General features: G+C 38.5%; 21 protein-coding genes. All 21 read left to right on the top strand.

Annotated features, from left to right (window positions below):
* Window positions 1-378 precede the first annotated feature (378 nt).
* The 21 genes from AAE250_RS09495 (at window position 379) to AAE250_RS09395 (ending at window position 22,358) form a co-directional block, all read left to right on the top strand.
* Window positions 379-915: a UpxY family transcription antiterminator gene (locus AAE250_RS09495; protein WP_294601312.1), complete on the top strand. Its 537-nt coding sequence runs from the start codon at window positions 379-381 to the stop codon at window positions 913-915.
* An 83-nt stretch (window positions 916-998) separates the two neighbouring features.
* Window positions 999-1,481, top strand: a complete 483-nt coding sequence (locus AAE250_RS09490) for a UpxZ family transcription anti-terminator antagonist (protein WP_294601313.1) — start codon at window positions 999-1,001, stop codon at window positions 1,479-1,481.
* Window positions 1,482-1,599: 118 nt separating this feature from the next.
* Complete coding sequence (locus AAE250_RS09485; protein ID WP_294601314.1) at window positions 1,600-3,138, top strand: lipopolysaccharide biosynthesis protein; 1,539 nt, start codon at window positions 1,600-1,602, stop codon at window positions 3,136-3,138.
* 427 nt (window positions 3,139-3,565) lie between these two features.
* Complete coding sequence (locus AAE250_RS09480) at window positions 3,566-4,879, top strand: UDP-glucose dehydrogenase family protein (protein ID WP_294601315.1); 1,314 nt, start codon at window positions 3,566-3,568, stop codon at window positions 4,877-4,879.
* Window positions 4,880-5,085: 206 nt separating this feature from the next.
* Window positions 5,086-6,069: a glycosyltransferase family 8 protein gene (locus AAE250_RS09475; RefSeq protein WP_294601316.1), complete on the top strand. Its 984-nt coding sequence runs from the start codon at window positions 5,086-5,088 to the stop codon at window positions 6,067-6,069.
* Window positions 6,070-6,136: 67 nt separating this feature from the next.
* A complete protein-coding gene (locus AAE250_RS09470; RefSeq protein WP_294601317.1) occupies window positions 6,137-7,273 on the top strand; it encodes a glycosyltransferase in 1,137 nt (378 codons plus the stop codon).
* 1 nt (window position 7,274) lies between these two features.
* Window positions 7,275-8,444 (top strand): glycosyltransferase, encoded by a 1,170-nt coding sequence (locus AAE250_RS09465; RefSeq protein WP_294601318.1) that lies wholly within the window; start codon window positions 7,275-7,277, stop codon window positions 8,442-8,444.
* A gap of 1 nt (window position 8,445) precedes the next feature.
* The gene (locus AAE250_RS09460; RefSeq protein WP_294601319.1) at window positions 8,446-9,087 is read left to right on the top strand and encodes a PIG-L deacetylase family protein; all 642 of its coding nucleotides are present in this window, start codon (window positions 8,446-8,448) and stop codon (window positions 9,085-9,087) included.
* Between the two features lie 149 nt (window positions 9,088-9,236).
* Complete coding sequence (locus AAE250_RS09455; protein WP_294601320.1) at window positions 9,237-10,442, top strand: hypothetical protein; 1,206 nt, start codon at window positions 9,237-9,239, stop codon at window positions 10,440-10,442.
* A 7-nt stretch (window positions 10,443-10,449) separates the two neighbouring features.
* On the top strand, window positions 10,450-11,040 hold the full coding sequence (locus AAE250_RS09450) for a serine acetyltransferase (protein WP_294601321.1): 591 nt from the start codon (window positions 10,450-10,452) through the stop codon (window positions 11,038-11,040).
* 138 nt (window positions 11,041-11,178) lie between these two features.
* Entirely contained in the window at window positions 11,179-12,939 is a 1,761-nt protein-coding gene (locus tag AAE250_RS09445) for an acyltransferase family protein (RefSeq protein ID WP_294601322.1), read from the top strand.
* Between the two features lie 41 nt (window positions 12,940-12,980).
* Window positions 12,981-14,054 (top strand): polysaccharide biosynthesis protein, encoded by a 1,074-nt coding sequence (locus AAE250_RS09440; protein WP_294601323.1) that lies wholly within the window; start codon window positions 12,981-12,983, stop codon window positions 14,052-14,054.
* Window positions 14,055-14,073: 19 nt separating this feature from the next.
* Window positions 14,074-15,222: a capsular polysaccharide biosynthesis protein CapF gene (locus AAE250_RS09435; RefSeq protein ID WP_294601324.1), complete on the top strand. Its 1,149-nt coding sequence runs from the start codon at window positions 14,074-14,076 to the stop codon at window positions 15,220-15,222.
* Window positions 15,223-15,253: 31 nt separating this feature from the next.
* Window positions 15,254-16,438 carry a non-hydrolyzing UDP-N-acetylglucosamine 2-epimerase gene (wecB, locus tag AAE250_RS09430; RefSeq protein ID WP_294601325.1) on the top strand — a complete coding sequence of 395 codons (1,185 nt, stop codon included), beginning with the start codon at window positions 15,254-15,256 and terminating at the stop codon, window positions 16,436-16,438.
* Window positions 16,439-16,446: 8 nt separating this feature from the next.
* On the top strand, window positions 16,447-17,649 hold the full coding sequence (locus AAE250_RS09425) for a glycosyltransferase family 4 protein (protein WP_342288888.1): 1,203 nt from the start codon (window positions 16,447-16,449) through the stop codon (window positions 17,647-17,649).
* Window positions 17,650-17,653: 4 nt separating this feature from the next.
* Window positions 17,654-18,262, top strand: coding sequence for a sugar transferase (locus AAE250_RS09420; RefSeq protein WP_294601327.1), 609 nt, complete (start codon window positions 17,654-17,656; stop codon window positions 18,260-18,262).
* Window positions 18,263-18,270: 8 nt separating this feature from the next.
* The gene (locus AAE250_RS09415) at window positions 18,271-18,912 is read left to right on the top strand and encodes a PglD-related sugar-binding protein (protein ID WP_294601328.1); all 642 of its coding nucleotides are present in this window, start codon (window positions 18,271-18,273) and stop codon (window positions 18,910-18,912) included.
* 14 nt (window positions 18,913-18,926) lie between these two features.
* A complete protein-coding gene (locus tag AAE250_RS09410) occupies window positions 18,927-19,157 on the top strand; it encodes an acyl carrier protein (protein WP_294601329.1) in 231 nt (76 codons plus the stop codon).
* Window positions 19,158-19,223: 66 nt separating this feature from the next.
* Window positions 19,224-19,979, top strand: a complete 756-nt coding sequence (locus AAE250_RS09405; RefSeq protein WP_294601330.1) for an SDR family NAD(P)-dependent oxidoreductase — start codon at window positions 19,224-19,226, stop codon at window positions 19,977-19,979.
* A gap of 3 nt (window positions 19,980-19,982) precedes the next feature.
* Window positions 19,983-20,987, top strand: a complete 1,005-nt coding sequence (locus AAE250_RS09400; protein ID WP_294601331.1) for a 3-oxoacyl-ACP synthase III family protein — start codon at window positions 19,983-19,985, stop codon at window positions 20,985-20,987.
* A 126-nt stretch (window positions 20,988-21,113) separates the two neighbouring features.
* A complete protein-coding gene (locus AAE250_RS09395) occupies window positions 21,114-22,358 on the top strand; it encodes a DegT/DnrJ/EryC1/StrS family aminotransferase (RefSeq protein ID WP_294601332.1) in 1,245 nt (414 codons plus the stop codon).
* The last annotated feature ends 67 nt before the right edge of the window (window positions 22,359-22,425 follow it).

Raw genomic sequence — 22,425 nt, 5'->3', positions numbered from 1 at the left:
AATAGGAAGGTGACTTTTAAACGTTCGTTTAATGGACGCAAAGATAAAGCAGTTTTTTAAATCTGCAAAATGTTTAATAAAAATATTTGTAATTATATTGTTTCTTTCTATTCAATATACTGAAATACAGACAGATGGATGCTATTTTTTATATTTTAAATTTCCATTCTCTTTTATTAAACCTTGCTGCTTCTGTTTTTCTAAATCTTGACGTCCAAAAAACGAACGTTTATTGGACACTTTTATGGGTCTAATAGCTTCTTTAATAGATTATTATCGTTGCAAAAGTGTACAATACGGTTTGAGTGAGAAAATGTCTCGTTCAAACCGCGAAGCGCACCCGGAACTGAGCTGATCTATTCGAAAAGAAATTCCTAAGTGACTGAACAACAGAAATATTGGTTTGCTGCCCGCACCCGTGACAAGCAGGAATTTACAGTCCGGAAGTCTCTAGACCGACTTAAATCGGAAGAACATCTGGATCTTGACTATTATCTTCCCACACGTTTTGTCGTTTCGCAGTTGAAGTATCGTCGTAAACGCAGCGAAGTTCCGGTCATCCGAAATCTAATATTTGTTCATTCCACCAAACAGACAGCCTGCGATATTTCTAACATTTATAATGTCTCCCTTTTCTATATGAAGGATCTTTCCACGCATTCTATGCTGGTGGTTCCTGATAAACAGATGGAGGATTTTATGTTCGTGATGGATTTGAATCCTGATGGTGTCAGCTTTGATAGTGAAGTTCTTACTGTTGGCCATAAAGTAAAGGTTATAAAAGGAGAACTCAGCGGTATTGAAGGCGAAGTTGCCATAGAAGCCAATAAAACATACGTCGTTATTCGTATTAAAGACCTTTTGACTGCCAGTGTCAAGGTTCCCAAATCTTATTTGAAGATAATAAAAGATTGATTATAAATTAGTGATACGTTGTCATCCTGAGCTTGTCGAAGGATCTCTTCTCCTTGCTTATAAATAATAAAAACTCAATAAAGATGAATTCTTTACTTTCTCATGCTCTTGAGCTTCAATATTTGGCTCATGAGCTTATGTATCTTGGCATGGACGGTGCTCCTATCTATTCAGATGATTTTGGTAAGTTGAATAAAGAGGTACTTCTAAAATCTGATTCTCTTTTTCTTTCTAAAGGTTTTGATATCGAAGAAGAAGCCAATCTGTGTCTTGCTCTTTTGATGGGCTATAATGCCACTATTTACGATAATGGAGATAAGGAACAAAAGAAACAAGTTGTGTTGGATCGTATTTGTAGTGTCTTGGAGCAACTTCCCATTTCTTTGCTTAAAGTCCGTTTATTGGCTTATTGTTATGGAGAAATTTATGAGGAGGCTTTACTTCATGAGGCTTATGCGATTATCGAAGGTTGGAACAGGAATACTTTGACTTCGGAGCAGGCTGAAATCATTGAAGAATTGAAAAATATTGAAGAGAATCCGTATCCGTTTGAGGTGATGGAATAAAAATCGTAAGAATTGTTATATTATTTTCTCTGAGAGTTTTATGTTCGTATGAGTATATTTACAACTAATACATTTGCTGTTTGGTAATGGATAAAGAGCAAAAGACGATTTAATAGAAGTGGCAACAGAACAAGATTTAGATAAACATCGTATCGCTAAAAATACTTTATTGCTCTATGTCCGCATGTTTTTAATGATACTTATTGGCTTATATGCCAGTAGAGTGATATTGAAGACATTAGGAATATCTGACTATGGCGTGTATAATGTGGTTGGGGGAATGGTTTCCATGTTTGCTTTCCTAAATTCTGCTATGGTTGCTGCTTCACAAAGGTTTATTTCATATGAATTAGGGCGAGGAGACAAGAAAAGACTGAATATTGTATTTTGTACTTCAGTAAATATTCATGTAATTATAGCAGTTGTCATCTTTATATTGGCCGAGACTATCGGATTATGGTTTGTTAATACACAATTGGTGATTGATGCGGATAGAATGATGGCTGCCAATTGGGTTTATCAGTTTTCTGTATTAACCTTTATGGTAACTGTGCTGAGTGTTCCCTATAATTCGTGTATAGTTGCTCACGAACACATGAAAGCTTTTGCTTATATAGGTATTGTTGAAGCATGTTTGAAATTAGCGGTAGTATTCTTATTATTAGTATTTTCCTATGATAAATTGATATTTTATGCTTTTGGCGTTTTCGCTGTAAGCATTATAGTTCGCATTCTTTATAGTCTCTATTGTAAAAGACATTTTGAAGAATGTAGCTATCGCTTTATGATGGATAGGGGGTTACTTAGAAGAATGCTTTCTTTTGCCGGCTGGAGCATTTTTGGTAATTTGGGATTTTCATTTAAAGATCAAGGTTCTAATATTATTCTTAACCTATTTTATGGTACTTCCATTAATGCTGCAAGGGGAATTTCCATGCAAGTAAGCGGATTGATTTCTACTTTCTCAGCAAATTTTTCAATGGCTTTATCTCCACAAATAACCAAACAGTATGCGGGTGGAAATATAGAAAATTGTTTGAATTTGGTATACTCCGGTGCACGATATACCTTTTATCTCTTAGCCTTGGTTTCTATTCCGTTTTTGATAAATGCGGATTGTATACTTGGTTTGTGGTTAGAAAATGTGCCGGAATACACATCCATATTTCTAAAAATATCGATGATTGTATCTGTTTTTTATACAATTACAGGTACTGTAACCACTGCTTTGCAAGCAACGGGAAAAATTAAGTGGTTTCAAATAGGTGTGTGTGTTATTATGCTGTTGGAATTACCCATAGCTTATGTTTGTTTGTTATATGGATATCCACCTTATTATGCATTGTATCCAGGAATATTAACAAGTACGATTGCTATATTTTTTCGTGTTTTTTTATTAAAAAGATATATACCTTCTTGTAGTATATCATATTATGTTTTTTCTGTATATTCTCGCTGTATAGCCATTGGAGGATTAACGTGGATTCTTTGCTATTATATTCGCAGTTTTTTCCCTGATAGTTTTTTTACAGTAATAGTCACATCGCTTGTTTCGATAGTTTTTTTTATTTCAACGGTTTTTGCTTTTGGGCTTTCTGGTAAAGAGCGTACGATGATATTAAATAAAGTAAAAGCATTTGTTTGTAAATCTAAATAGTTGTAGCACAACGTGGTAGTTCGTTTGAACTGGTATGTATTTTGCTCAGTGATACCATATTATGAAATATATTGCAACAATCTCTAATGTCTTATTTTATACTGCTGTTTGGTTGCCGCTTCATATAGGTGTTGCACTGTTTACATTGATTAGTGGGTATTGGGGATTGAGTGTTATGCAAAGAATTGTTTGGTTTGATAGGACAAATGTTTGTATATACGACTCTATTACTTTTAATCAATTACTATTTGCATTTAGGTGAGGATAAGGAATTCATTAAAAGACTCTTATTTGTTTTCAATTCTTCTATTGGTTCATGTGTACTTATTGTCGCCTAAATTGAATTGAGTCTATAATGGAGTATTTGGGATATGAATCAAAAAAATGGATGAATTATGTCAAACATTCAAAAGTGAAATAAATAGTTATGAATATAGCAATTGTCGGCACCGGTTATGTAGGCTTGGTGTCAGGAACTTGTTTTGCCGAAATGGGTGTCCACGTGACTTGTGTGGATGTGAACGAAGAAAAGATTAATGCGCTTAAAGCGGGGAAAGTACCTATCTATGAACCTGGACTGGATGAGATGGTACTACGTAATTGTCACGAAGGTCGGTTGAATTTTACTACAGATTTGACCTCGGTGCTTGATGATGTGGATATTGTATTCAGTGCTGTGGGCACCCCACCTGATGAGGATGGATCTGCAGATTTGCAATATGTGCTTGCTGTGGCTCGTCAGTTTGGGCAAAACATAAAGAGGTATACGGTGCTGGTGACGAAGTCCACGGTTCCGGTGGGTACCGCTGAAAAAGTGAAAGCTGTTATCGAGAAAGAACTGCAGAAGCGTGGGGAGGAAGTGCCCTTTGATGTAGCTTCCAACCCTGAGTTCCTGAAAGAGGGGGCTGCCATCAAGGACTTCATGAGTCCTGACCGTGTGGTGGTAGGGGTGGAGAGCGAGAAGGCTCAGGAGATGATGACAAAGCTTTATCGTCCATTCCTGCTGAATAACTTTCGTGTCATTTTTACCGATATTCCCAGTGCTGAGATGATTAAGTACGCTGCCAACTCCATGCTGGCCACTCGCATTAGTTTTATGAATGACATTGCCAACCTTTGCGAACTAGTGGGCGCCGATGTGAGCATGGTGCGCAAGGGCATCGGATCGGACAGCCGCATCGGCTCGAAGTTCCTCTATCCAGGTTGTGGATATGGTGGCAGTTGTTTTCCTAAGGATGTAAGGGCACTCATTAAGACTGCCGAGAAGAATGGCTACCAGATGAAAGTGTTGAAATCGGTTGAGGAGGTGAATGAGCACCAGAAGAGTGTACTGTTTCATAAGCTTAGTGCTTACTATAATAACGATTTGAAGGGCAAAACCATCGCTCTGTGGGGACTCGCCTTCAAGCCAGAGACCGATGATATGCGCGAGGCTACTGCTTTGGTCACCATTAGACTACTTTTGGATGCAGGATGTATAGTGAAAGTGTATGATCCCGTGGCCATGGCCGAATGTAAGCGTCGCATTGGTAATGTGGTAACTTATGCCACGGACATGTATGATGCCGTGCTCAATGCTGATGCCTTGTTGATGATTACCGAGTGGAAGCAGTTCCGTTTGCCTTCGTGGGGCGTGATTGTGAAGAGTATGAAGAAGGCATTGGTGATTGACGGACGGAATATCTATGATGTGGAGGAGATGAAGGAAGCCGGAGTTGAGTATAGATGTATAGGGAGATAGAAAATGTTATATAAAATTATTGTGAAAAATAGTAATGCAGTACGCAAAACAACAAAAGGAGAAGATAATGATGCCGAATCAAAAGATAATTTATTCAATATGCATTTTTGGGGTGTTAATCCAGTCCTTCCCAGTATTTCCCTCGTAAATGATTATGAGGTAAGTGATTGATCATTGACGGCTTACAAAGAAAATAATGATAAGAAATGAAGTTTGATGTAGTAATTAATACCGATGATAACTATATCCAGCATTGCATGGCAATGCTTTGTTCTTTGTACGAGAACAATAAGGAACATACTATCGCATTGCATGTAGTGCTGAAATCACTTTCTGACCAAAACCGAAACTTTATTTCGGGCATAACCCAAAAGTATGGGAATGAATGTCATTATTATATTGTTGATGAATCTCCATTGGAAGGTGTTCAGTTTAGAAAACAACGGCCTTTATCAAAGGCTGCTTATTATAGGCTTTTGTTAGGTAGTCTATTACCTCAGACTATTGATAAGATTCTTTATTTAGATTGTGATGTCATCATTTTGAAGGATATTTCTGAAGTATTTCAAATAGAGTTGGATGACTATGCTTTGGCGGCTGCTATTGATGATTTCCCTTATACATCGCAACATAGACTCCAGTTAAGCATGGAGGCGGATGAACGAACTTTCTGTTCTGGTGTTATGATGATAAATCTTAAATATTGGAGAGAACATGATAGTGAAACACAACTTTTGGAGTATGCAAAACGCTATAGAAAAGAAGTTCATTTGCATGATCAAGATGTCTTGAACTATGTGTTTAAGAAAAAGTGGTTCTTGTTGCCTCCTAAATGGAATAGACTTCCATATAGTCTATTACTTGCCGGAAATGTTCACTTCCAATCATTTGATGTGGATGAATACTTGCATAATCCCATGTTGCTTCATTATGCTAGCTTGAATTTGAAGCCGTGGTATAATATCTATACTTATAAGAAGCATTACTATTGTGATTACTTAAAAAAATCAGGGTATACTCCTGTCAAATATGATAAGGTTTCTTGGAAAGTGCGGATGTTAGCTTATAAAGCTCAGCTAAGACTTATAATTTGTTTATATTTAGAGCCGTACACTCCTAGGATTATTCAGATTGTTTTAGGAGATTTAAAGAACCTTATTAAAGGTTGTATGAAGCTATTCTCTATTTAATATTACTCACATGTGTGGCTACTCCTTTTAGGTTCTTAAACGGGAGGTAAAATAAGAGTTTACAAATATGAGGATTTTAATTTTTATGGCAGGTTTTTTCCCTGGGAGAAAATATGGAGGACCTCCTGTTAGTATTCATAATTTTTGTTCTTTAATTAGTGGTAACGATAAGCAGATTTATATTGTTACGACTAATCATGATTTAGGTGATAAAGAAAAGTATCAAGATATAACAGATGGATGGAACAACCAAGGTAATTGTAAAGTTCTATACCTTAGAGATGCAGATTATAACAAATCGGTTTTTGAAAATGTTATAAAAAAACTTTCGCCTGATTTAATATATCTTCAAGGTTTGTTTCAAAAATGCGTCATGCCATGTTTGCAACTTAGTAAGAAATACGGGATAAAGGTTCTTCTGGCTCCTAGAGGTGAGTTATGTAGTGGTGCATTTAAGAAGAAATACAAAAAAGTTCTATATTTAACGTTTCTGAAGAAAATGGGATTATTGAAAAATGCTTATTTTCAGTCAACCTGCGAGGAAGAAACTGGAGAAATATTAAAATGGCTGACATCTAGTTCTGATAAAATATTCGATATCTCAAATATACCTTCCATACCAAAGTATCCTCTTTCGAGTTTAAAGAAGATTCCAGGAGAGATTAGAGTAATCTTTGTCTCAAGAATTGTTCCTAAGAAAAACCTTTTGTATGCATTAAATATTTTTTCTGAAATCAAGAGTAATGTTGTTTTTGATATTTACGGTGCGATAGAAGATGAAGCCTATTGGAAAAATTGCGGGGATGTAATTAATAAGCTACCTGCAAATATTAAAGTCACGTATAAGGGGGTAGCTTCTCATAAAGAAATTCATTCCATTTTTGCCGAATATCATATTTTCCTTTTTCCTACCTTTAGCGAAAATTATGGTCATGTTATTGCTGAAGCATTATCTGTTGGTTGCTATGTTCTAACAAGCGATCAGGTTCCATGGTTGGATATAAGTGAATATGGGGCAGGTAATTGTATTTCTCTTGATAATTGTTCCGCATTTAAAGAACACATTCTGAAAATTCTCGAATTGAACAGTGAAGAGTATGCCAAGATTAGAAGTAATTGCATTGCTTATTCCAAGACTAAGTTCAATGTTGACGATTTGAGATTGAAATACAATAATATGTTTAAGTCTATAGGTTTAAAGTAAGATGGAGAGAATTAAATATATAGTGTCATATGATTTAGAATCGAATAAGCATCAAAACAGACTTAATGTTTTAGCTTCTGCAAATAAGATAAATTATATTATATCTGTTTTAAATGATTTAGGTTATGCAGTTGAAATTGTTTCAACGAGTCAGACGCTCAACAAAAAATGCTATAAAGGGAATAGTGCGGCGTTTGGAGTTAATACGATAAGAAGATTCCCAACAACATGGAGAGGGAGAATTCTATTGAAAGTAATCAATATGTTGGTTATGAATCTCTCAATATTGATATATTTAATTCGGAATGTCAAGAGGAATGAAAGAATAATTATTTATCATTCAGTAGGCAATTTGTGGATGCTTCCCATTTTGAGAAAGGTTAAGAAAGCATATATTATAGAGGAAGTAGAGGAAATATATGGCGATATTTGGGGAAGGCCTAGGATGGCACAAAAAGAAAAGAATAAATTACAGAATGCGTCTGCTTATATATATCCAACTAAACTTTTAAATCCAATTGTTAATACAAATAGTAAACCTTTCTTGGTTGTGCATGGAGCATATAAAGATAATTCTAATGAATACTATTCTGATCAAGCGGCTGAAGAAAAATCTTATTTTGAAAAAGGAATTTACCATATAGGATATACAGGAATTTTAGACCCGAAAAAAGGTTGCTTGAATATTTTGGAAGCAGCTAAATATTTAGATTCAACTTATCATATTCATATTTTAGGATTTGGTGGAGATGAGGAGGTTGAAGTGGTTACTAAAACGGTTGAAGATTATATAGCCGATAAGAATATTGAATGTAAAGTTTCATACGATGGGGTAAGGAGAGGATATGCGTATACTAATTATTTAAAACATTTAGATTTAGGTATTTGTCCTGTTGATGCCAGCCAAGATTTTATAAATACGCAATTTCCGTCCAAAGTAATTACCTACTTGGTTGCAGGCTTGCCTGTACTATGCTCTGAAGCAGAATCTGTTATGACATCTGATATTGCTGAAGCAATTATGTTTTATAATGGTAATAGACCTGAAGATATTGCTAAAGCAATAATCTCTTTTAGAGAGGATAAATCAATAAAAGAACCTTTGGAGATATTGGAGCAATGCGATATGCGTTTTAGGAAGGAAATGTTTAATATATTAAATACTAATTAGTATGAATTTGAGAAATGTTTTGATAATCGGTGCTCATTATGATGATACCGAACTGGGTGCTGGCGGTACGGCTGCTAAACTAGCTGCTGAAGGTAAGACTGTTTATAAATTAACATTAACAGATAATGAAACTAATTTTCGTCAGATGGGCATTAAGGTTGATAATCAGTCAAGTAGAATCAGTAGTGCCAAAGCGTGCGAAGTTTTAGGAATTCATGAAATCACAGATTTCCAAACTGAGAAGTGTAATGAACTGAAGTATTCAAAAGAAGTTATGCAACGAATTGAATCAATAATATTTAAAAAAAATATTGATACCGTTTTCATGCACTTCAGATATGATATGAACCAAGATCATATAGAAGCATCTCGCTTATGTCTCACAGCAGCAAGGCATTGTAATAATATTTTAGCGTATCAAAGTAATAATTATATCTGTGAGCAAGTTTATAACCCGGTATATTTCGTAGATATTTCCGATTATTATCTGCAAAAAATATCAGCATTGGAGGCTTATGGAAAAGAACATAATAGGTTTGACAGATTGTTCCAAACAAAATTAGAAATGAATCACGTTTGGGGTGCACAGAATAAGGTGGAGTATGCTGAAGGATTCCATGTTGTGAAAATACTTGATTGCTAGAGTGATTATACAATCTTAAAACAAAAAGAAATGGCTTAAAATATTGTATTTTAGTTTCGTGAAATTTAATACAACACATTAATAGACAGGTGTAAAGATCCCGCTTTTACGTATATGTGTTCTGATAGCAATCACTCATTAATCGCATTATGACTGCCGATTATAAATTAGATAAATTTTGCTTTTATATTTTTATAGTTGATATTTTCTTTCTACCTCTTTTCCCATTTTTTTCGGTAAGCTTATCATTGCCATTTATTATATACTGGTTTTTAAAGAGAGGATATCGAGTGAAAGTATTTAGGGAATATAAGTATTTTCCTTTAGTGACTGTTCTAATGTCCATTAGCACAGTGATTTCGATAGTATATCCTGTAGAGGCATCTTATGAAACTGATTTTTTTACAACTTCTAAACGTTTACTTCAATTCATTACATCTTTTTGGTATTTCTTTTTCTTTAAATATTATTTTGAAACATACAAAGTTTCAATCAATAAAGTATACTTCTATTCTATCATATATATAGCAATATATGCTTTATTTTATTTTTTTAATAGGGAAGCTTATGCAAATATCAAAATTGTTATAAATCCTGTTGATAATCATACTAGACGTATACTGGCAAATGATTACTCATATATATATTATAGGTTTAATTTTTTATGGTCTGATCCCAATAATGTTGCATATGCTGTAGGTACTTTACTATTAACTTTTTTATCAAAAGAGCATGGCAAATTTTTTTTTAAAATACTTGCGTTTATTTTAGGTGTTTTTGTGCTTTTGTGTACACAGAGTATAGGAGGAGTATCTTCAATGGCGGTTTCATTATTCCTCTTGTTTCTATTTAAGAAAAAAAGTTTTATTATAAAAAAAACAAAGTTCTATAGTACTATTTTTTCAATAATAGTTATAGCTCTTCTGATAATCTATTTTTTTCCAATCATTTCTGATTTTTTTAATTCGGATATAATAAATGATTTTACATCAAGAGTAGATTATTATGATGATAGATCTGATTCAAGTGGTGGTAGGGGCAGGGATTTTTTTAACTCCCTGAAATATTTAAATCCAATATTCTTATTAGTTGGTTGTGGCATTGAAGGTTTTGTATATGAAATAGGGCATATGTATATTATATTTATGTATGGTCTTCCAGTATATATTTATTTCATGTATATATTATTTTGGAGAAAAAGAAATATTAGTTGGAGTAGATTAATTCCTTTAATCCCCATGTTCACTGGATTTACTATGAATATTGCAATTATAGATCAAAAATATCTACTGATTTTATTATTTACTTCAGCTTATTTATCGGTTCTTAATCTTGATAAAAAACTAGTTAATTAATAATTATATGAAAAATATTATAGCTCCAATAGCTGTTGCGCTCAATGGAATTAGGATTTTCCCGTTATGGCTTTTACTTTGCATAAAAGTTTATGTACTGAGGGATGAATATTCTTTTTTGTTTAAGAAAGACTTAGAGCGTTCGCATATGGGTTTTTGGAGTGCCTTATATTATCGCCCTTATTTAAAGAGTATATTATATCATAGGTTAGGATTTGTTAGTTATCCTTTAAAACTAATATGCGGATCATTTCCCTTATATATACCATGTGAAAAGATACTAATGGGGGGAGTCGAATTGGAACATCCTTATAATACTTTTTTGAATGCTAGTTCTATAGGTGAAAATTTTACGGCAATGCATTCTGTTACGATAGGAAGACGTTCAGGACGTTTAGGAGAAAAGCTCCCTGTTATTGGGAATAATGTATTTATAGGATGTGGAGCATGTATTTTGGGACACATTTCAATTGGGAGCAATGTGAAGATTGGTGCGAATGCGGTTGTTTTGAAGGACGTTCCTGATAATTCAACTGTTATAGGCAATCCTGCATATATAGTTAAATTGAATGGTGAAAAGGTTTACATTAAATTATAATACTCTTCAATAATAATATCATTTAGAATTTTAAAGAGTACTATCATTGCTTGTCTGATTCTTACGACATCGCTGTAAAGTGCTTCTAGCATCAGTGGAAACGGAATCTGTTTGAATGTCAATTACAATAATAACGCGATGAATAGAAATATTGAGTTGGATGCCTTAAAGGGTATTGCTATCTTGACCGTGGTGCTTTTTCACCTTGGATTGATGCCTAATGGGTATTTGGGTGTGGATATTTTTTTAGTGATTAATGGATATTTTATCACGAAGGGAGTTATCTCGGCCTATGAGAAGGGGAGCTTTGGATATTTTTCTTTTGTTGCCAAAAGGTTGGTACGGCTTTGGCCACTGGTGGTCTTGGTCGGAGGGGTGTCGCTGGCTGCTGGATGTTTTACTATGTTGCCTGATGACTTGGAGAATCTGGGGCAGTCGGTAGTGGCATCAAACTTTTTCTTGAACAATGTGCTAGCTTGTATCACTACAGGTAACTATTGGGATGTGGTGAACGCACACAAGCCATTGATGCACTTCTGGTATTTGGGCATTGTAGTGCAATGGTATGTTGTATATCCACTGCTCTTTATGGGGGTGCGGAAATACTGCAAACGCAACTTTTTAAGTAACGTGGAATTGCTGCTTGCGGTTCTCGTAATCGTATCGCTTGCGCTTTATTTTTCTCCTTTTTTCTCTACTGCACAGAAGTTCTACTATCTACCTTTTCGTATTTTCGAAATGGGTATAGGTGGACTGGTGGCTTTCCGTCTCTGTGCGCAGTCTAAAGATGCGTTTTTTTCGCTATCTACTGTGTGTAAGACGGTTTTTATTCTTTGTATACTTTTTGTCATTCTACTGAATGACTATATGAATAATGCTGAGAAAATTTTGATTGTCAGCTTACTATCCGGTGGAGTGTGCTATGTTTCTGTATCAGTGAATTATGCATTGCCGGGCTTAAAAGTCCTGGCCTACTTGGGTGAAGCAAGTTTCAGCATTTATGTTTGGCATCAAGTACTTTTTGCTTTTTATAAGTATTCTTTTCACGCGCAGTTGGGATGGGTGGACTATGCTATACTGTTTGTTCTCATCGCTTTTATAAGTTTTCTTTCGTATACTTGGCTTGAAAAGCCGCTTGGCAATTGGGCGAAACATAGCACATTCAGCCTGCTTGGTGTTACTGCTGCGGCTTGTGTATTGACTACAGCGGGTGGTATGATGTTATACATAAAAGCGGGTGTGCTTCGGGATATCCCGGAACTGAATGTTTCAGCAACAGATATCCATAGGGGCATGCACGCCGAGTATTGCGACCGTATCTATAAATTGGAAAAAGACTTTGAACATAATGGGAAACTGAAGGTAATGGTGATGGGCGACAGCTATGGACGTGACTTCGTCAATGTGCTAATGGAGTCTGTTTATAAAGATTCCATTGATTTGCGATATATGTTTCCGCATCGATTAGAATTGACCGAAGAACAGCGGAAGAGAGTGGAAGAAGCGGATGTCGTGTTTGTGCGAGCTGCATGGATGAGAGGAGCTAGTGGTTCGTTGCTGAGAGAGATAAGGAAATGTGCGAAATCCAAAATCTGGGGTATCGGTACAAAAGAGTATGGCGAAACTAACGGAAATGTTTATAGTAAACGCTTCAAAGCTGATTATCATCAAACAAGGGTCCGTATGTCTGAAAATTACAGCAAGGATTATGAAGAGGAGTTGAACTATTGGGGTGAAAACTACGTGGATTTCATAGCGCCGCTAATGGATGATAGGGGGACACTACCCGCTTTTACAGACAATGGGATGTATATTAGCCAGGATTGCAGGCATTTGACCCAAGCGGGCGCCAGATATTATGCTAAAGTGTTTGATTTAAAAAGATTTTTATACAGATAAAACAGTTGTAACATTTTAAAATTGAACTAAAATTGAATCTTATGTCTATATTTAAAGACAAAGTCTTGCTGATAACAGGTGGAACGGGATCGTTCGGTAATGCTGTACTTCGTAGATTCCTTGACAGTGACATCAAGGAAATCCGCATATTCAGCCGTGATGAGAAGAAGCAGGATGACATGCGTCATCATCTGCAAAATCCGAAAGTGAAGTTTTATATTGGTAATGTCCGCGACCGCCAGTCTGTGGATGGTGCAATGATGGGAGTGGATTATGTTTTTTCTGCTGCTGCTTTGAAACAAGTCCCCAGTTGTGAATTCTTTCCACTTCAAGCGGTACAAACGAATGTCATTGGTACGGATAATGTATTAGAGTCGGCTATTGCTCATGGAGTGAAAAATGTAGTTGTTCTTTCTACGGATAAGGCTGCATATCCTATTAATGCCATGGGAATCAGTAAAGCTATGATGGAAAAGGTCGCTATCGCCAAAGGGCGTGCTTTGGGGGATGGAGCTGGTACAACTATTTGTTGTACTCGTTACGGTAATGTGATGGCAAGCCGTGGCTCTGTAATTCCTTTGTGGGTAGAGCAGATAAAGAATGGCAAGCCCGTTACGATAACGGATCCCAATATGACCCGTTTCATGATGACCTTGGATGATGCCGTAGATTTGGTAATTTATGCATTTGAGCACGGTCATAACGGGGACTTGTTCGTGCAGAAAGCTCCTGCCGCCACGCTGGATGTATTGGCTCAAGCTCTAAAAGAAACTTACGCACAGATAAACCAAGAATATGGTGAGACGGAAGTAAAGACTATCGGTACCCGCCATGGTGAGAAACTGTACGAGACACTGGTGACTCGTGAAGAAATGGCTAAAGCCATTGATATGGGTGAATATTACCGTATCCCTTGTGATACCCGCGATCTGAATTATGATAAGTTCTTTACGGAGGGTAATGAGGATGTCGCTAAAATAGAAGACTACCACAGTCATAACACTGCCCGTCTGGATGTAGAAGGTATGAAAAAGCTTCTTCTGAAACTTCGTTTTATCCGTGAAGACCTTGGACTGGAGGAAAAGGCTAAGTCTGCGGAAATCAAGAGTGAATAACCACCAAACATCAACTTCAATGAATATTCTAGTGACCGGCGCCAAGGGGTTTGTCGGACGTAATCTTGTGTCCCAACTACATAATATCCGGTCGGGTAAGGCCCGGAATTACCGTGTACAAGGTGAGGGACTAACAGTATTTGAGTATGATACGGACAGTACCCTTGCGGAACTGGAGGAGTATTGCCGCCAGGCTGATTTTGTATTCAACTTGGCGGGTGTGAACAGACCGAAGGAACAGTCGGAGTTCATGGAAGGCAACTTCGGTTTTGCTTCCCTGCTGCTTGGTACGTTGAGGAGGTACGGCAATACCTGCCCGGTGATGATTTCCTCGTCTACCCAGGCTGCGCTTGACAATTCTTACGGCGAGTCGAAACGTGCGGGTGAACAGTTACTGTTTGAGTACTCAAGGGAAACGGGTGCAAGGGTATTGGTGTACCGCTTTCCGAATGTTTTCGGCAAATGGTGCCGTCCGAACTATAACAGTGCGGTAGCCACTTTCTGCAATAACATAGCCCATGATCTGCCCATTACGGTGAATGATCCTTCTGTAATGATGAATCTTGTATACATTGATGACGTGGTGGATGAGCTGATAGGTGCCCTCAGTGGAAATGAGCATCGTAATGGGGACTACTGTGAAGTGCCGATAGTGCATACCGTTACTTTGGGCAGCATTGTAGAACTGATACAGTCTTTCAAGGAGATGCCCGTTACTTTGTCCGTACCAGATTTGAGTAATGCCTTTACCAAGAAACTTTATTCCACCTATCTGTCCTATCTGCCCCAGGAAAAGTTTGCCTATCCCCTGAAGATGAATGTGGACGGGCGCGGTAGTTTTACTGAAATTATCCGTACGGTTGGCTGTGGGCAGTTCTCGGTGAATGTTTCCAAGCCGGGCGTCACAAAGGGCCAACATTGGCATCATACGAAGAATGAGAAGTTTGTAGTGGTAAGCGGCCATGGTCTGATACAGCTCCGGAAGATAGGCACGGAAGAGATCATCAATTTTGAGGTGAGTGGCGAAAGGATGGAGGTCGTGGAAATGATTCCCGGATATACGCATAATATCATCAATCTCTCTGAAACGGAAGATCTGGTGACGTTCATGTGGTGTAACGAGTGTTTTGACCCGGATAGGCCGGATACATATTTTGAAGAGGTTTGAAGACATAAGAACAAAAGAAGAAAAATAGAAAATGGAGATTCGATTGGATTATTCTGATATAAAGTTTCAGGAGAACGGCAAATTGAAACTTTTGATAATCGTGGGTACCCGTCCGGAGATTATTCGCCTGGCTGCCGTGATTAATAAATGTCGCAAGTATTTTGACTGTATACTTGCCCATACAGGCCAGAATTATGATTATAACCTGAACGGGATTTTCTTTCGTGACTTGAAGCTGAAAGATCCTGATGTTTATATGAACGCCGTAGGTGATGATCTCGGTGCCACGATGGGAAATATTATCAATGCCAGCTATAAATTGATGGCGGAGACAAATCCTGATGCAGTGTTGGTGCTTGGTGATACCAATTCTTGTCTGAGCGTGATAGGTGCCAAACGGCTTCATATTCCTATTTTCCACATGGAGGCGGGTAACCGCTGTTTCGATGAATGCCTGCCGGAAGAAACCAACCGCAGGATAGTGGATATAATTTCTGATGTGAATCTTTGCTATTCGGAACATGCCCGCCGATACCTGAACGCTTCGGGTGTGGCCAAGGAACGTACCTACGTCACCGGCTCACCTATGGCTGAAGTGTTGCATGAGAACTTGGCGGAGATTGAGGCCAGTGATATCCATAGCCGTTTGAATCTTCAGAAGGGTAAATATATCCTGCTTTCTGCTCACCGTGAAGAGAACATTGACACAGAGAAGAACTTCCTATCGCTTTTCAATGCAATCAATACGATGGCAGAGAGATATGACATGCCTATACTCTACAGTTGCCATCCCCGTAGCTGGAAACGTTTGGAGTCAAGCGGCTTTGAACTGGATAGACGGGTTATCCGTCATGAACCTTTGGGCTTTCACGATTACAACTGTTTGCAAATGAACGCTTATGCCGTTGTAAGTGACAGCGGTACATTGCCTGAAGAGAGTAGTTTCTTTACTTCGGTAGGGCATCCTTTTCCAGCGGTATGCATCCGTACCAGTACGGAACGTCCTGAAGCTCTTGACAAGGGGGGCTTTGTTCTGGCTGGTATTGACGGTAAGTCATTGCTTCAGGCTGTCGATACTGCTGTGAAGATGAACAGGAATGGCGACAATGGTTTGCCGGTGCCCAATTATACGGATGAGAACGTCTCGGCTAAAGTTGTGAGGATAATACAGAGCTATACCGGGGTGGTGAATAAAATGGTTTGGAGAAAATTCTGATTGTTTGGATGAACATACTGTTTTTAACCATATCACGTATCAATGATTTGAAGGTGCGTGGCATCTATACGGACTTGATGCGTGAGTTTATGAGGAACGGGCATGCCATGTATATAGTATCCCCTTACGAACGGAGGTTTCATTTGCCTACCGGAATCATGGAAAGCGGTGGGGCGAGAATATTGAAAGTAAAGACACTTAATATTCAGAAAACAAATATTGTGGAGAAGGGGATTGGTACCTTATTATTGGAAAGCCAGTATCTGCATGCCATTAATAAATACTGGCAGGGTGTGAAGTTCGACCTTATTCTTTATTCCACTCCTCCCATCACCTTCAATAAGGTAATCCAGACTTTAAAAAAACGCTGGAATGCGAAAACCTATCTGATGTTGAAGGATATTTTTCCACAGAATGCTGTGGATTTGGAAATGTTTTCCAAGCAGAGCGTTCTCTATAGGATGTTTAGGAGTAAGGAAGAAAGGCTTTATGAATTATCAGATTTTATCGGTTGTATGTCACCGGCCAACTGTGAGTATGTGTTGAAACATAATCCTGCTGTTGATGCAGCAAAGGTGGAAATCTGTCCGAATAGTGTGGAATTGCAAGAGAGGTCGAAGAGGGACAAGGAACAGAGTGAGCTCCTGAAAGAACTGAATATTCCTGCATCCAAGAGAATCTTTATCTATGGTGGTAATTTGGGAAAACCCCAAGGAATAGATTTCCTATTGAAAGTGATTGAGGAGAATGAAAAGCGGAATGACTCATATTTTATAATAGTGGGTGGAGGTACAGAATATGGCAAGATGAAGATATGGTTTGATACACACCTGCCTCAAAATGCTTGTCTTCTTGCTGCATTGCCAAAGGCAAAATATGATGAATTGGTAAGTCTGTGTGATGTAGGCTTGATCTTCCTAGACAGACGGTTTACCATACCCAATTTCCCATCGCGCCTGCTTTCATATCTGGAATACAAAATGCCGGTATTGATGGCTACGGATGTAAATACTGATGTTGGACAGATAGCTGAAGATAATGGTTTCGGTCTGTGGACAGAGAATGGAAATATTGATACTTTTATGGAAATGGTGGAGTTTATGGTAGAAGATGAAAGGCAAATAAAGGAGATGGGGGAAAAGGGTTATAGGTTCTTGTGTGAAAACTATACGGTGGATAAGAGTTATAAGGCGGTAATGAAGCATTTTTGAAAGTATGTATAGACATGGCTTGAAAAGAGTGGCTGATTTCATTCTTGTTTTTATTGTATTGGTTATTATTTGGCCTATTTTATTGCTTATTACTATATGGTTGCATTTAGCCAATAAGGGAGCAGGAGCATTCTTTACTCAGGAGCGACCTGGAAAGAATGGAAAATTTTTCCGAGTGATAAAGTTCAAGACGATGACGGATGAACGGGATGCAGACGGTAATTTGTTGCCCGATGCTGCACGTTTGACTAAAGTCGGGTGTCTTGTACGTTCTACTTCGATAGATGAACTTCCACAACTGATAAATGTATTGAAAGGGGATATGGCCTTGATAGGACCAAGACCGTTGCTGCCCCAATACTTGCCATTATACAATGAGGTGCAGGCTCGCCGCCATGAAGTACGTCCAGGTATTACGGGCTGGGCGCAGGTGAACGGGCGCAATGCTATCAGTTGGACGCGGAAGTTTGAGCTGGATGTATGGTATGTGGACCATTGTTCTTTTCTGCTTGATTTGAAAATCGTTTTTATGACAATAAAGAAAGTCTTTGTGCGTGAGGGCATCAGTTCGGAAACTTCGGCTACTATGGAGGCTTTTACAGGAAATAATTGAATGATAGAATGAAAGATATTGCAATTTATGGAGCTGGAGGGTTTGGACGTGAAGTCGCTTGTCTGTTGAGTAGAATTAATGCGGTGGCACCGGAATGGAACTTGATAGGTTTTTTTGATGATGGTAAGGAACCGGGCTATGCCACTGAATATGGTAAAGTATTGGGGGGAATTGAACATTTGAATTCTTTTTCCTCTCCTCTTTCCATTGTGATAGCTATCGGTTCTCCGAAAGTGGTAGAGAAGGTGGTGAGTAAAGTTACGAATCCGTTGATTGATTTTCCAACTTTATTTTCTCCTGATACTCTTTTTTTGGACAAGTATAATATCTCTTTTGGACAAGGGAATCTAGTTTGTTCAGGATGCCTATTTTCTTGTAATGTGAAAGTCGGTAATTTTAATACGTTCAATGGGTTTATAACGGTTGGTCATGATGCTACCATCAATAATTTCAACTCTTTCATGCCTGCAGTTCGAATCTCTGGTGAAGTAAATATCGGAAGCCGTAATTTCTTTGGAGTATCTTCTGTGGTGTTACAACAGATAAAGATTGGTAATGATACCGTGGTAGGAGCCAATAGTACAATTCTTAGAAAAACAAAAGATGGAAATACATATGTGGGCAATCCTGCATCAATTGTGAAATATTAAAAGTAGATATGATTATGGAATTAAAAGAATTTGTTGAACATTTTGCGGAACAGTTTGAAGATACCGAAGTTTCAGATTTTCATTCTGATACAAAATTTAAGGAATTAGATGAGTGGTCTTCCTTGATGGCTCTGTCTGTCATAGCCATGGTGGATGAAGAATATGCTATCCGTATTAAAGGAGATGATATTCGTTCATCGGAAACCATAGAGGATTTGTTCAATCTAGTTAAACGTAGAAGCTAATCTTTTATGATTTTTTCATCAGGTAGATATCATAATTTGTATTGGAGTTGTTGAATTATAGTAGTGATGTATAATCCTTTTTCTTTGAATGGGAAAACGGTATTAGTGACAGGGGCGTCTTCTGGAATAGGACGTTCTATTGCCGTGGAGTGTTCCCGTATGGGGGCAAGTGTTGTCTTGACTGGCCGTAATATGGAGCGGCTGAACGTAACCTTGGATTTGATGGGGCGTGGAAATCACATGGTGTTGCCTGCGGATTTATTGAATGAGTCTGATATCGTGAAGCTTGTGGATGAGTTACCGGTATTGGATGGAATTGTTCATAATGCCGGTGTTGGTAATAGAGTGATTTGCAAGGCTGTGAAGGTTCATGATATAAACTTCTCTTTTAAACCTAATTTCTATGGGCCTGTATTATTACAGCGCTATTTATTGAAGAAGAAAAAAGTAAATAGGGAAGCCTCCATTGTCTTTATAGCTTCCCGTGCTCCTTTTGCACCGTCTGTTGGAAATAGCATCTATGCAGCATCTAAAGGAGCGATTCTGGGGTATGCGAAGGTTCTCGCACTTGAGGTTGCTCCTCAAAAAATACGGGTCAACTCGATCTGTCCTGCCATGGTATGGACGGATTTGGTAGAAAAGGATGCCTTGGCAATGGGAGCTGATTATCATGAACTTCAAATGAAATATCCTTTGAAACGTTATGGCAAACCAGAAGATGTGGCTTATTTGACGATTTATCTTCTTTCTGATGCTTCTTGCTGGATGACTGGGAATGCCATTGATTTGACAGGAGGGGGCGAAGGAATTTTAACATTGTAATATATGAATGCTTATATCGAAGCGATTAGCTATTGTTTGCCAGAGAGGATAGTTACGAATGAGGATATTATCCGTGAATTTCCGGAATGGAGTGTTGAAAAGATAGCCTCCAAGGTTGGAGTAAATAAACGTCATGTAGCGGTAGCAGATGAAACAGCTGTGGATTTGGCTATAGAAGCGGCCGAACGTCTGTTTGCTCAAGGAAAAGTCGATAGGAATGAGATAGATTATCTATTGTTTTGTACGCAAAGTCCAGATTATCTATTGCCTTCTTCAGCGTGTATTATACAAGAACATCTAAGATTGCGGAAGAATATTGGTGCGCTCGATTTTAATTTGGGATGTTCAGGCTATGTCTATGGCCTTTCTTTGGCTAAAGGGCTAATTTGTGGGAGAATTGCAGGGAAAGTGTTATTGTTGACAGGGGAAACTTACAATAAGCATCTTCATCCCAGAGATAAGGGGAACCGCACGATTTTTGGTGATGCCGCTTCGGCGACTGTAATTAGTATGTCAGGATTTGCGAGCATTGGAAATTTCAGTTTGGGAACGGATGGAAGCGGAGCGGAGAACTTGATCATAAGGTCGGGAGGGATGCGTTGCGCTGAAAAGTGTAACGACTTGTCATTTGATGAAAATGGTAATCCTCATTCTTCGGACTTTCTTTATATGAACGGGAGTGAAATCTTTACGTTTACATTAGATAATGTTCCTCCTTTGGTAGAAGATACACTGCTTTGTAATGGAATCCAGAAGGAAAAAGTAGATTTGTTTGTTTTTCATCAGGCGAATAAGTATATGCTGGATTTTCTACGCAAGAAAATAAAGATTGTACCGGAACGCTTTTATTATTGTCTGTCGGAGTACGGAAATACAGTTTCCAATACAATACCTATAGCTTTGTGTGAAGCGATGACTGAAAAAAGAATTGGCGGGGATATGAAAGTTCTGATAGCTGGTTTTGGTGTGGGTTATTCCTGGGGCGGTACAGTTCTTCACTTTTCTTAACTTGTTCAAGTGTCTTTTCATTGTAGATTTTGGAGTCTGATTAGATGGTTATTTATTCCTCATTATGTTTGGCGGAAGTAGTCGCTTGGTAGAGGAATTTGTATTTTTGTAAATCACATATATCTTATGGATAAGAGAGTATATCTTTGCCTCGCTCACATGAGCGGCAAAGAGATGGGCTTCATACAGGAAGCTTTTGATACGAACTGGGTAGTTCCGCTCGGTCCGAATGTGAATGCCTTTGAGCAGGATTTGGAACGCTTCATCGGTCAGGACAAGAAGGTAGTGGCTTTGAGTGCCGGTACGGCAGCGGTACATCTGGCTTTGTTAGCTTGTGGAGTGGGGCAGGGTGACGAAGTGATAGTACAAAGCTTTACCTTCTGTGCCTCTTCCCATCCGGTGACTTATCTCGGGGCTACTCCGGTATTTGTGGACTCCGAGGCTGATACGTGGAACATGGATCCGATTCTTTTGGAGAAAGCTATCGAGGACCGTATTCTCAAGACAGGTCGGAAGCCCAAAGCGATTGTTCCGGTTTATCTGTATGGCATGCCTGCTAAGATTAGTGAGATAATGGCGATAGCTACCAAGTATGACATTCCGGTAATAGAAGATGCTGCCGAAGGCTTTGGCAGTAAGTATAACGGACGTATGTGTGGGACGTTCGGTAAGTACGGTGTCCTGAGTTTCAACGGCAATAAGATGATAACTACCAGTGGCGGCGGTGCCTTGATTTGTGCTGACGAGGAGGCGAAGCGTGAGATTATGTTCTATGCCACTCAGGCGCGTGAGTCTTATCCTTACTATCAGCATGAGCAGATAGGCTATAACTATAGGATGAGTAACATTTGCGCCGGCATTGGTCGCGGTCAGATGACGGTGGCGAACGAACATATAGAGCATCACAAGTATGTATGCGGTCTGTATCGCGACTTGCTTGCAGATGTGGAGGGAGTTACATTGCATGAGAATCCTTCTACCCTCTATAACAGTAATTACTGGCTGAACACAGTGCTTCTGGATGAGAATTTGCATGTAAAGGGCGAGGAGGATGCTTATGGTGAAACAGTGAAGGGAGCCGTTGGTGGCGCGGCGGGTGTGACGCATGAGGCGAAGAGTGTTCATACTGCTTGTGAGCCTAACTGTAATGTGGAGGCTATGCGTGTTTGTTTGGACAAGGCTGGTATAGAAAGTCGTCCCTTGTGGAAGCCTATGCATCTACAGCCGGTTTATGCTGCTAATCCTGCTTATGTGAATGGTGTGAGTGAGGGGCTGTTCAGGAGAGGGCTTTGCTTGCCAAGTGGTCCGTATGTGACGGAGCAGGATGTGAGATATATTGTGGAGCAAATAAAGGTATGCTGTAAGAATTAGCTGATTTGTTTTAGAAATCAATACTTTATAAACTTATTTCAGAAAACAGCTCCAGTAGGGCTGTTTT

The sequence above is a fragment of the Bacteroides sp. GD17 genome (assembly GCF_038448625.1).
In the GTDB taxonomy this organism is placed as follows: Bacteria; Bacteroidota; Bacteroidia; order Bacteroidales; family Bacteroidaceae; genus Bacteroides.
Note: the sequence above shows the minus strand (reverse complement) of the source record. Positions and strands in the feature narration are given on the sequence as shown.